This is a genomic window from Microcella alkaliphila (assembly GCF_002355395.1).
Classification (GTDB): Bacteria; Actinomycetota; Actinomycetes; order Actinomycetales; family Microbacteriaceae; genus Microcella; species Microcella alkaliphila_A.
In genome coordinates, this window is record NZ_AP017315.1 from 2436867 (window position 1) to 2448340 (window position 11474).

Below are 11474 nucleotides of genomic sequence, written 5' to 3' on the forward strand. Positions count from 1 at the left end.
TCAGCAAGTCGTGAGCACTAAAGAGCAATAAGCGCCGCGCCGAACCACCCCGGGCGACGCGCTGTCATCCTACTTCCCACATCCGCGGCCACAACGACGTCAGCCCAGGAGGAGCTCATGAACCGACGAACACTCGTCACCACCGCCTTTGCCCTTGTCGCCAGCCTTGCCTTCGTGTTGGCGGCGATCAACGCGAGCGGGTCGGGGGGAGCAGCGAGTCCGCGCACGAAGATCACCCTCGTCGCGCCGGCTGCGCCGGGAGGCGGGTGGGACGCGTTCGCTCGCGAAGGGCAGCAGGCGATGCGCATCAACGGCATCGCGGGCGGCGTCCAGGTGGTCAATGTGCCCGGCGCATCCGGCACCATCGGGCTCGGTCAGGTCGTCGGGATGGGCGACCGGCACGATCTGCTGCTCGTCACCGGCGGGGTCATGCTCGGCGGCATCATTCTCAACGACTCAGCCGTGTCGCTCGACGACACGGTGCCCATCGCGCGCCTCGCTGACGACTTCAACGTGCTCGTCGTGCCGGGGGACTCGCCCTTCGAGACACTCGAGGACTTCGTCGCGGCACTGCAGAATGACGCTGGGGGAACGGCGATCGCGGGCGGGTCGCTCGGCGGTATCGACCACTTGCTCGCCGGGATGCTCGCCGCCGAGTCGGGGATCGACCCGCAGACCGTGAACTACATCGCCTACCCCGGCGGCGGCGAAGTCGTGACCTCTCTGCTGTCGAGCACGGCGGCCGCCGGCCTGTCTGGTTACAACGAGTTCCGCGACCAAATCGACTCCGGCAACCTTCGAGCCCTCGCGATCTCCGCGCACGAACCCGTGGAGGGGATCGACGTACCAACCTTCCGCGAGCAGGGCGTCGAGGTGTCGATGTCGAACTGGCGCGGTTACGTCGCCCCACCCGGCATAACCGACGAGGTCTACGACGAGCTCGTCGCCATGGTCACCGAGTTGCGCGCCACCGAAGAGTGGACCGACACGCTCGAGCGCAACAACTGGGTCGACAGCTTCATGGTCGGTGACGAATTCGCCGACTTCATTCGAGACGAGAGTGATCGCACCGAAGCGATCGTGAGGGGGTTGGGACTGTGACTCAGATCGAGCCGCACACGACGGGATCATTGCGGGTGCAGCGCCTCCCCCGCTGGTACACGGGAGTCAGCGAGATGATCATCGTCGCCGGGGTCCTCCTGCTCGCCGTCGGCCTCACCGTCGGCATTGTGACCATGGAGGTGCCCGACGGCGTCGCGCCACCCGGGCCGCAGTTCTTCCCCACGATCGTCGCGGTGTTCCTCTACGTCATCGGCATTGCCCTCGGCATCGACGTGTTGCGCCGCCAGCGTCGAGCGCACGTCGCCGAGGACCCGACCGAGGTGTCGAACGAGATGCTGCTCGACCTCGGTTCGATCGACCTGACCTCAGAGATCCGCGTCCTGACGCCCGAGGAGATCACCTCCGGTACGCCATCGAGTTCAGCCTCGGGCATCGACTGGCGCACCGTCGGCATCGTCGTGGGGTCCCTCAGCGCGTTCATCCTGATCATGCCCCTGCTGGGCTGGCTCCTGGCCTCGACGCTGCTGTTCTGGGTCATCTCGTGGGCCTTCGGCAGCACCCGCCCCGTCTTCGACGTGGGAGTCGCGGCGCTCATGGCCGCCCTCATTCAGCTCGCGTTCTCCGCCGGTCTGGGGCTCTCGCTGCCCCCTGGCATTCTCGAAGGAGTCTTCTCGTGGATCAACTAGCCAGCCTGCTTGAAGGGTTCGCCGTCGCCTTCACGCCGGCGAACCTCATGTTCCTCGTCGTCGGGGCGATCCTCGGCACCGCCGTAGGCGTGCTCCCCGGCCTTGGGTCCGCCATGGCCGTCGCCCTCCTGCTGCCGGTCACCTTCAGCCTCGACCCCACGGGCGCGTTCATCATGTTCGCGAGCATCTACTTCGGTGGTCTGTTCGGCGACTCCACCTCGGGCATCCTGCTCAACACGCCAGGAAACTCCTCAGCGATCGCCACCACGTTCGAGGGCCACCGCATGGCGAAGTCCGGGCGGGCAGCGAAAGCGCTCGGCACGTCTGCGATCGGCGCCTTCATCGGCGGCATGATCGCGTGCACCCTCGTCGTCTTCTTCTCGCCGTACATCGTGGAACTCGCGAGAGTCTTCGGGCCCGCCGAGTACTTCGCCCTCGCGGTCTTTGCCTTCGTCGCAATCTCCGCCGTCGTCGCCGACTCGATCGTGCGCGGCCTCGTGGCGCTCGGCATCGGCTTCGCACTCGCCCTCGTTGGCATCGACGGGATGAGCGGAGCCGAACGCTTCACGATGGGCTCACCCATCCTGTTCGACGGCATCTCGATCATCGTCATCACGGTGGGTCTCCTCGCGATCGGAGAGGTCATTCACGTGGCCTCGCACATCCGACGCACCCCGGCTCCCCGGATGGCGCTCAACCCCGAAGGCTCACCCTTCCCCTCGCGCCGCGAGTGGCGACAGGTGCTCCCCGCCTTCCTGCGCGGCACGGCCTACGGAGTGCCGTTCGGCGCGATCCCGGTCGGCGGATCCGAAGTGCCCACCTTCCTCGCCTACGGCACCGAGAAGCGTCTCGCCCGCCGGCGTAACGACCCCGACTTTGGCACGCGGGGCGCCATCCAGGGCGTCGCCGCTCCCGAGGCTGCGGGTAACGCCACGGCCGGCACCGCGATGGGAGCGCTCCTCGCCCTCGGCCTGCCCACCTCGGCGACCGCGGCCATGATGATTGCCGCGTTCCAGCAGTACGGCATGCAGCCGGGGCCGCTGCTGTTCGAGCGCAGCGGCGACCTCGTGTGGCCGCTCATGGCGAGCTTCTTCCTCGGCCTCGTCATCTTGCTCATCATCAACCTGCCGTTCGCGGCGATCTGGGCCAAGCTGCTCGTGATCCCGCGGCACTACCTTTACGCGGGCATCACGGTCATCGCCATGCTCGGTGTCTACGCGATCGCGTCCCGGCCCGTCGACTTGTGGATGGCGCTCGGTATCGGTGTCGTCGGCTTCGCGATGCGGCACTACTCGATCCCGCTGGCCCCCGTGCTCATCGCGGCCATCCTCGGACCAATGGCGGAGACGCAGCTGCGGCGGGCACTCGCGGTCTCGGAGGGTGACGTGGGGATCCTCGTCTCCTCGCCTCTCACGATCGCGCTGTACTCGGTGCTGACCGCCACGGTGGTGCTGAGCGTGATCCAGCACTCACGGCACTCGCGCCGTCGCCGGTCAGCGGTGCGAGAGCTTGCGCGCGAGCGCGTGTAGCGCGGGAACCTGTCGCGCGAGCGCGTGTCGCGCGGGCTCTACTTGTTGAAGGCGTCCCGCGCGCCGGGTGTCTCCGCCGTCACGGCGAGCGTGCCGACGACGGTGACGCCGTCCGACTCGTAGACGTCCACCTGGAATGTCTGGTCGGCGCTGATCGCGGACTTCGCGAGGTTGCGCTGCTGGTCGAGCTCGCTCACACGCACGTACCCGATGACTCCCTCGTCGGCTCTCGCCGGAATGAGCTTCGGAACTGTGCCGTCGATGGGGCTCCCGTACGTCTCGCCCGCCGCGTTGACGCCGTATTCGACATCGTCGCCGAGGATCACGCGCTGGTCGCTCGCCAGCGAGGGGGCGAGCATGTCACCGAGCGCCGGTGCTGCGACGAAGGCGCCCCCGAGGACGAGAACTCCGCCGGCGATGAGGGCAATGGTCATGGGGGCGATACTCACGAGCGGCTCCAACCTCACAAGTGCGCGAGATGCGCACGGGGAGCCATCCCCGCCCCCTCGGCCATCCAACCACCGTTGACGATCGGCGATCACCCCCCCGTTCCCGGAGTGCCGCAGGAGCGTTCGTTTGCCGAATGTCTACGCCGGCCGGCAAATGCCCCAGTGCCCCGACCACGATGCGCCGGGCTCGATCCACCGCAGTCCGAGACCCGAGTTCAGCGCGTCGGCAGGCGCCGTCATGGGCTCGACCGCGATCGCGGTCATCGGGCCGTCGGGCCCGGGGAAGATGCGCGTAATGAAGACCTGCAGCCACTCCCAGTCGCCCTCCTGCCACACCTCCGTCTCGGTGCCGTCCAGTGCCGAGAGCACGGTGCGGATGATGCCGTCGTCATCGCGGCCCACACGCCACGCATCGTCGAGCTCGAGGTCACTGACCTTCGGCCCCACCGCGAGGTCGAAGCGAGTGCCTGCGGAGGGTTCCATTCCGACCGGATTGAGCCGTTCATCCACCATGACGTGGTCGACGGTGCGCGCCGTGATCGTGAGGGTCTCAACATCGTGGTCTCCGACCGCAATGAAGGGATGCGCGCCCGTCGCATACGGCGCCGCCTGCCCTCCCTGGTTGGTCACCTCGTGCGTCACGCGCACTCCGTTGCCCGTGAGGCGGTAGGTGACGGTCGTCCAGAGGCGGAACGGCCAGCCGTGCTGCGGGACGACCGCGGCGCCGAGTGTCACCGAGTCCTCCGTGCGCTCGACCAGTCGGTAGGAGGTGTTACGCAGGAGGCCGTGAATGGCGTTGTTCTTGTCGACCTCGGTGATGTCGAGCTGCTGGGCGGAGCCCTCGTGCATCCAGCGACCGTCGCGCACGCGGTTCGGCCAGGGGGCGAGGATGATGCCGTGGCCGAAGGGCGGCAGGCGGTTCTCGTCGTAGCCCGGCACGAGGGCGTGGCCGTCGACCGTGAGTGACCGCAGCGAGGCGGCGACCTCGGTGATGATCGCCTCGACCGGGCCGTGGGAGCCGTCGTGGTGCAGGTGGTACTGCTCGCCCGTGGCGGGAACAGGCTCGAAGGAGGATGTGGCGTCGGTGGTGGTCACCGGCTCAGCCTAAACCCGCCCCGACGCGCACGGCAGTGACGGAGAGCCCGGCATCGACGAGCGCCGCGCGCGGCGAGACGGCGGTCGTGACACTCGGCACCTGGTCGGTGATGAGCTCGTCGATGTCCGCAAGCGCGGCGACCCTGCCGAGGTGCGCGACGCCGAGCTTGCTCGAGTCGGCGACGAGCACGCGGTGCGCGGCCGCCGCGACCATGCGCTGCTTGACCTCGGCCTCCGGCAGGTTGACGTTGGTGACCCCGTGCTCGGCGTGCACCCCCGTCGCGCCGATGATCGCGATGTCCGCGCGCAGGTCGTCGAGCAGCGTGGTCGCCAGCGGGTTCACGAGAGAGTGTTGCAGCGAGCGGAGCGTGCCGCCCGTGACGACGACCGTGAAGCGCGGAATCGCCGACTCGAGCGCCAGCGCGACGGCTAGCCCGTTGGTCACCACGACGATGTCGTCGAGGTCGCGTCGGGCGACGAGCGCGTGCGCGACGGCGAGCGTCGTCGACCCGACGTCGAGCAGCACGCTCTGGCCGGGCCGCACGCGGGCGGCGGCTTCGACCGCAATCGCCTGCTTCGCGCGGGCGAGGCGCGTGCGGGACTTCTCGAGGCTCGACTCGCGCTCCGACTCGACCGTGCGCGGGATCGCGCCACCGTGCACGCGCGCGATGCGACCATCGGCTTCGAGCGCAGCGAGGTCGGTCCGCACGGTGACCTCGCTGACCTCGACCTCGCGGGCGAGGTCGACCACCCGCGCGAACCCGCGGCGGGCGATGGATGCGGCGAGCGCGTCGCGTCGGGACGTTGCGGTGTCAGCGGCCACGCGCATCCCCTTTCGATTCTTGTCGAAATCGAAAGCATACGGCTTATGAAGTCGAAACGGGCACGCCGTACCATCGGGGAGTGCCCATTGCCTTCCATCACACGACGCTGGCCGATGGCCGCGAACTGATCTACGTCGACGACGCCGACACGACACTGCCGCCGGCGGCCGAGCGTCGGCGCGACGAGCGCGCGCTCGACCCGCGGCCCGCGACCGCGATCATGCGGCAGGACGTGCTGACCGGCGAGTGGGTCTCGCACGCCGCCGCGCGCCAGAACCGTGCTTTCCTGCCGCCCGCCGACCAGGACCCCCTCGCGCCGCAGACTCCCGCCAACCCGAGCGAGATTCCCGACATCTACGATGTCGCGGTGTTCGAGAACCGCTCCCCCAGCTTCGGGCCGCTACTCGAAGACGCGAATGCGCCGACCGGGCTCGACGACCTCAGCGAGATCGGCATCGAACGCTCCCGCACGAGCGTCGGCCGGTGTGAGGTCGTGTGCTTCTCGCCCGAGCACGAGGGCTCGTTCGGCTCGCTCAGCGTCAGCCGCGCACGCACCGTCTTCGAAGCGTGGGCGCAGCGCACCGAAGCGCTCAGCGCGATGCCGGGCATCGAGCAGGTGTTCGTGTTCGAGAATCGCGGGCAGGAAATCGGCGTCACCCTCCCCCACCCGCACGGGCAGATCTACGCCTACCCGTTCGTGACGCCGCGCACGCAGGGCGTGCTGCGCTCGATCGCGGCGGTCGGCGATGACCTGTTCGCGCGCATCCTGGAATCGGAGCAGGCGAGCGAGCGCGTCGTCGCCCGCGGCGAGTACTTCACCGCCTTCGTGCCCTTCGCCGCGCGGTGGCCGCTCGAGATCCACCTCCTGCCGCACCGGCACGTCGCTGACCTCGCGGGGCTCACGACCGAGGAAAAGGACGAGCTGGCGCCGCTGTACCGTCACCTGCTGCGCGGGCTGGATGCGCTCTACGGCTCCCCAACGCCGTACATCTCCGCGTGGCACCAGGCCCCCGTCCACACGCACCGCGACAGCGTGCGCCTCATGCTGCAGATCACGAGCCCGCGCCGCGCGGCTGACAGACTCAAGTATCTCGCTGGCTCGGAGGCGGCCATGGGCGCTTTCATCGGCGACGTGACGCCCGAGCGCCAAGCAGAATTCATCCGCACCGGCCTCGCGAGCGCCGACAGCGCATCCCCCTTTTCGACAGAAGGAGACCAGCGGTGACCGACATCCGCGACGACACCCGCGACGGCTTCCAGGCGGTCTTCGGCCGCGAGCCCGAGGGCCTCTGGTCGGCGCCCGGCCGCGTCAACCTGATCGGCGAGCACACCGACTACAACCTGGGCTTCGTGCTGCCGTTCGCCATCGACCGGCGCACGGTCGTCGGCGTCGGGCTGCGCGACGACCGCATGATGCGGGTTGCGTCGACGTTCGCCGACGAGCTGGTCGAAATCTCACTGGATGCTCTCGCCGGCCTCTCGAACGACGATGCGGGCCGCGAACTGTCCGGCTGGTCGGCCTACGTGCTCGGCGTCGCCTGGGCTCTCGGCCTCGACGAGTTCGGCGGCGACCTGCGCGCGGTGCCGGGCCTCGACCTGTTCATCGACTCGGACGTACCCGTCGGCGCCGGCCTGTCGTCGTCGGCCGCGATCGAGAGCGCGGTGGCCTTGGCCCTCAACGACGTCTGGCGACTCGAGCTCGACCGCCCCACGCTCGCGCGCGTGGGTCAGCGGGCCGAGAACATCGCCGTCGGCGCGCCCACCGGAATCATGGACCAGTCGGCGTCGCTGCTCGGCGTGCGCGACCACGCCGTCTTTCTCGACTGCCGCTCGCTCGAGGCGCAGGTGGTGCCGCTCGGCCTCGATGAGGCGGGGCTCGTGGTGCTCGTCATCGACACGGGCGTCAAGCACTCGCACGCGACCGGGGGCTACGGCGAGCGCCGCTCCGCCTGCGAACGGGGCGCCGCCGCCATGGGCGTCGAGTCGCTGCGCGACGTGACGGTCGCCGACCTGCCGCGCGCCCGCGAGCTGCTCGACGACGTCACCTACCGCCGCGTCGCCCACGTCGTCACCGAGAACCAGCGCGTGCTCGACACCGTCGACACGCTGCGCGGCGAAAGCGGGATGCTCGGCGAAGCCGACGAGGACGGCTCCGGCTCGTCCGCCGTCGCCGTCGGCCCCGGCGGCCCGCTCGCGATCGGCGAGCTGCTGGATGCCTCGCACCGCAGCATGCGCGACGACTTCGAGATCTCGGTGCCCGAGCTCGACCTCGCCGTCGAGACCGCGGTCGGGGCCGGCGCAATCGGCGCGCGCATGACGGGCGGCGGCTTCGGCGGCGCGGCGATCGCGCTCGTGAAGCTCGACGACCTGTCGCGCGTGCAGGTCGCCGTCGACAACGCGTTCAGTGAGCACGGCTTCGCCGCGCCCGACACGTTCGTCGTGCGGGCGAGCGATGGGGCGGCCCGCAACTAGACGGGCAGCGCCCGCGGGTTGTAGCGGTCGCCGCGGAACATGGCCAGCACGAGCACGCCGAGAGTGACCATGTAGACGGTCATCATCACGAGAAACACCCAATCGGGCGCCGTCAGCCCGAGGCCGCCGAGCGTGCTCAGCACCACCGTAGCGACCAGCACTAACATGGTCACCGCGCCCATCAGGTACATGTCGGCGCCCATGCGCCGGGCGAGAATCGCGCGCCGCTCAGGCGTGTCCCAGAGCTGACGGTTCGGCACGTTGACGAACTCGATCGGGATACGCCGCACGAACGCCGGCACCGACACGAAGATCCCGATGAGGAACGCGACGATCAGCGTCATGTAGCCGACGAACACGGGAGTCGGGTCGAAGCGCGGGCTGCCGTTGTCGGCGCCGAAGTGTCCGATCACCTCGGGCGGGCCAGCGACGAGCAACCACGCGGCGAGGGCGGCGAAGAGGGCGACCGTCGTCCAGAAGGCGAGGCGCGCGATCGACGCGAAGCGAGCATCCGATCGGTCGTCGAGTTCGGTCATGCGTCGAGGCTAGCGAGCACGCGCCCGCCTCGTGCGAGTCGTCCCGACGCTCAGCGTGCGATGGCGAGGGCCTCCGCCGTCTCGGTGAGCAGCTTGTCGGCGAGCTTCGGGTCGGCCGACACGGTGCCGCCGTATGACGGGATCATGCGCTTGAGGCGGGGAGTCCACTCGTCGAGCTTCGACGGGAAGCACTTCTCGATCAGGTCGAGCATGATGGGCGCGGCCGTGCTCGCGCCCGGCGAAGCCCCGAGCAGGCCGGCGATCGAACCGTCGGCGGAGGCGACGACCTCGGTACCGAACTGCAGGGTGCCGCCCGTGCCGGGAACGTTCTTGATGATCTGCACGCGCTGGCCGGCGACCATCTCGTACCAGTCGTCGCCCTTCGCGTTCGGGAAGAACTCGCGCAGGGTGTTGTCGCGGTCACTGCGGCTCGCGAGCAGCTCGCCGATGAGGTACTTCAGCAGGTCGAAGTTGCGCAGCGCCACCTGGATCATGGGCACGAGGTTGTGCCAGCGGATGGTCGAGAACAGGTCGAACAGCGAGCCCGATTTCAAGAATTTGGGGCTGAAGCCCGCGTACGGGCCGAACAGCAGCGAGCGTTCGCCGTCGACGACGCGGGTGTCGAGGTGCGGCACGCTCATCGGCGGGGCTCCGACCGACGCCTTGCCATAGACCTTCGCCGAGTGTTGGGCGACGATCGCCTGGTTGTCGGTGCGCAGCCATTCGCCGCTGACGGGGAACCCGCCGTAGCCGCGAATCTCGGGGATGCCCGACTTCTGCAGCAGGGGAAGGGCGTAGCCGCCGGCGCCCACGAACACGAACTTGGCCCGCACCTCGAGGGGCGAGTGGCCGACTTCGTGGCGCATCTTGAGCAGCCACGTGCCGTCTGACTTGTTCTGCTTAAGCCCGGTGACGGTGTGCTCGGTGCGCACCTGCGCGCCCTGATCTTCGAGGGCCGCCACGAGCATCCGCGTGAGGGCACCGAAGTCGACGTCGGTTCCCGACGCGATGAAGGTGGCCGCCACGGGCTGGCTCTTCGCGCGGCCCGGCATGAGTAGTGGGGCCCACTCGTGGATTTCGGCCGGGTCTTCCGAGTACTTCATGCCCACGAAGAGGGGGTGATCTTTCAGCGCCTCGTAGCGCTTGCGCAGGTATTCGACGTTTTTTTCGCCCCACACGAAGCTCATGTGCGGGGTGGCGCTGACGAACGCGGACGGGTCGGGCAGGAGGCCCTCGTTCACGAGGTACGACCAGAATTGCCTCGACACCTGGAACTGTTCGTTGACTTTCACCGCGTTCGTGATGTCGATCGTGCCGTCGGGCTTCTCGGGCGTGTAGTTGAGCTCGCAGAGGGCGGCGTGGCCGGTGCCGGCGTTGTTCCACGGGTTGGACGACTCTTGGGCGACTTCGCCGAGGCGCTCGTAGATGCGGATGTCCCATTCGGGCTCCAGCTGCTTGAGCATGGTGCCGAGGGTCGCGCTCATGATTCCGCCGCCGATGAGGGCGACGTCGATGGTGTCACTCACGCAGCGAGTTTAGCCGCTCAATTCTGGGCCTCCGGCCCGAGGCACCTAGGGTGGGTGGGTGATTCTTGCCCTTCTTGCCGTCGGCGCGATCGGCGGACTTCTTGCCGGCCTGTTTGGGGTGGGCGGCGGCATCATCATGGTGCCGCTGCTGCTGTGGTGGGCCCGCATGGACCAGCGCCAGGCCGCAGCCACCTCCCTCGTTGCCATCGTGCCGACCGCGATCGCGGGGTCGATCTTCTACGGGATCGGCGGGCAGGTCGACTGGGTCGCGGCCATGTTCGTGGGCGCGGGCACGATCGTCGGTGCTCCGATCGGCGCGTGGCTGCTGCGCTCTTTGCCGTTGGCGTGGCTGCGCTGGTTGTTCATCGTGGGGCTTCTGGCGGCGGCCGTGTACCTGATTCTGGTGACGCCCGAGCGCGGGGGCTCGCTGGAGCTGCAGCCGCTCGTCATGCTGGGGCTCGTCGGCCTCGGACTCGTGATGGGGCTGGCGGCCGGCATGTTCGGCATTGGGGGCGGCATCATTGCCGTGCCGGTGTTCATCGCGCTGTTCGACATGGGCGATCTGCTGGCGAAGGGAACGTCGCTGCTCGCCATGATTCCGGCGGCTGTGTCTGGCACGGTCCCGAACCTGCGGGCGAGGCTGGTGCGCCTGCGCGACGGCCTCGTCGTCGGGGTGGCCGCGGTCGCAGCGTCGGGCGCGGGAGTCTCGCTGGCGTTCCTGATTTCGCCATCGCTGTCGAGCATCCTGTTCGGGATGCTCTTGGTCGCGGTCGTCGCGCAACTCTCCGTACGCGCGGTCCGCCTCCAGGCCCGAGAGAAACGCGAACGCGAGGGCTAGAGCGCGCGCCGGATCGGCCTGCGCGGACAGGCGCGGGCTCGTGGGGTTGGTGGGGCCCGGGTGGGCGCGCGGAGCTAGCCGGGCCGGGTGCGCGCGCCGCGCCCGTCACTCCGGTATGGGCGCACGGTGAACGACGGCGGGGTCGCGCGCCCGAGAAGAGCGAGATCCAGTTCCCGCGAGGGCGTACACCCTCCCCCGCGCCTTCCAAAGACGCGGAACGGGTGAGGTGAGTTCATCATCACTGGGAAACGCACATGCGGGATGTCGATTCGGGTTGTCGATGCGAGGTGACGATGCAAGGTGACGATGCGGGGCTCCCTGTGACGGGGTCACTGGAGCCGTGCGCTCATCGGGCTGTGACGTTTCTCAGGAGAAGACCAGCCCAAGCGCAGCGCGACCCGCTTGTTTGCGGATGTGGCGGGGCTGCACTCCTGAGAAGTTGACGGCGCTCAGCGAA

At 68.9% G+C, this 11474-nt stretch carries 11 protein-coding genes; 6 read left to right on the forward strand and 5 right to left on the reverse strand.

Annotation, left to right across the window (positions count from 1 at the left end; all coding sequences use genetic code 11):
• Positions 1–117 precede the first annotated feature (117 nt).
• From CPY97_RS11915 to CPY97_RS11925, 3 genes are read left to right on the forward strand one after another with little or no spacing between them, the layout of a single operon-like run.
• Positions 118–1101, forward strand: a complete 984-nt coding sequence (locus CPY97_RS11915; RefSeq protein ID WP_096423020.1) for a Bug family tripartite tricarboxylate transporter substrate binding protein — start codon at positions 118–120, stop codon at positions 1099–1101.
• Positions 1098–1748, forward strand: coding sequence for a tripartite tricarboxylate transporter TctB family protein (locus tag CPY97_RS11920; RefSeq protein ID WP_096423021.1), 651 nt, complete (start codon positions 1098–1100; stop codon positions 1746–1748). Before CPY97_RS11915 ends, CPY97_RS11920 begins: the two co-directional genes overlap by 4 nt.
• On the forward strand, positions 1736–3277 hold the full coding sequence (locus tag CPY97_RS11925) for a tripartite tricarboxylate transporter permease (RefSeq protein WP_096423022.1): 1542 nt from the start codon (positions 1736–1738) through the stop codon (positions 3275–3277). The genes CPY97_RS11920 and CPY97_RS11925 overlap by 13 nt, the downstream gene beginning before the upstream one ends.
• A 38-nt stretch (positions 3278–3315) precedes the next feature.
• On the opposite strand, the gene CPY97_RS11930 is transcribed toward CPY97_RS11925, so the two are convergent.
• The 3 genes from CPY97_RS11930 to CPY97_RS11940 form a co-directional block, all read right to left on the reverse strand.
• Entirely contained in the window at positions 3316–3711 is a 396-nt protein-coding gene (locus CPY97_RS11930; RefSeq protein WP_096423023.1) for a hypothetical protein, read from the reverse strand.
• Positions 3712–3864: 153 nt separating this feature from the next.
• Positions 3865–4821 carry an aldose 1-epimerase family protein gene (locus CPY97_RS11935; protein WP_197702229.1) on the reverse strand — a complete coding sequence of 319 codons (957 nt, stop codon included), beginning with the start codon at positions 4819–4821 and terminating at the stop codon, positions 3865–3867.
• A 4-nt stretch (positions 4822–4825) separates the two neighbouring features.
• Positions 4826–5644, reverse strand: coding sequence for a DeoR/GlpR family DNA-binding transcription regulator (locus CPY97_RS11940; protein ID WP_231923946.1), 819 nt, complete (start codon positions 5642–5644; stop codon positions 4826–4828).
• Between the two features lie 80 nt (positions 5645–5724).
• On the opposite strand from CPY97_RS11940, the gene galT reads away from it, so the two are divergent.
• The gene (gene galT / locus CPY97_RS11945) at positions 5725–6870 is read left to right on the forward strand and encodes a galactose-1-phosphate uridylyltransferase (protein ID WP_231923947.1); all 1146 of its coding nucleotides are present in this window, start codon (positions 5725–5727) and stop codon (positions 6868–6870) included.
• On the forward strand, positions 6867–8117 hold the full coding sequence (gene galK, locus CPY97_RS11950; protein ID WP_096423026.1) for a galactokinase: 1251 nt from the start codon (positions 6867–6869) through the stop codon (positions 8115–8117). Before galT ends, galK begins: the two co-directional genes overlap by 4 nt.
• On the opposite strand, the gene CPY97_RS11955 is transcribed toward galK, so the two are convergent.
• Positions 8114–8653: a hypothetical protein gene (locus tag CPY97_RS11955; protein WP_096423027.1), complete on the reverse strand. Its 540-nt coding sequence runs from the start codon at positions 8651–8653 to the stop codon at positions 8114–8116. The genes galK and CPY97_RS11955 overlap by 4 nt on opposite strands.
• A gap of 50 nt (positions 8654–8703) precedes the next feature.
• Positions 8704–10179, reverse strand: a complete 1476-nt coding sequence (locus tag CPY97_RS11960; protein WP_096423028.1) for a malate:quinone oxidoreductase — start codon at positions 10177–10179, stop codon at positions 8704–8706.
• A 58-nt stretch (positions 10180–10237) separates the two neighbouring features.
• On the opposite strand from CPY97_RS11960, the gene CPY97_RS11965 reads away from it, so the two are divergent.
• Positions 10238–11017, forward strand: coding sequence for a sulfite exporter TauE/SafE family protein (locus CPY97_RS11965; protein WP_096423029.1), 780 nt, complete (start codon positions 10238–10240; stop codon positions 11015–11017).
• Positions 11018–11474 lie beyond the last annotated feature (457 nt).

Coding starts and splice junctions, on each gene's coding strand:
- CPY97_RS11915 (WP_096423020.1), top strand. CDS start 118: ATGAACCGACGAACACTCGTCACCACCGCCTTTGCCCTTGTCGCCAGC.
- CPY97_RS11930 (WP_096423023.1), bottom strand. CDS start 3,711: ATGACCATTGCCCTCATCGCCGGCGGAGTTCTCGTCCTCGGGGGCGCC.
- CPY97_RS11955 (WP_096423027.1), bottom strand. CDS start 8,653: ATGACCGAACTCGACGACCGATCGGATGCTCGCTTCGCGTCGATCGCG.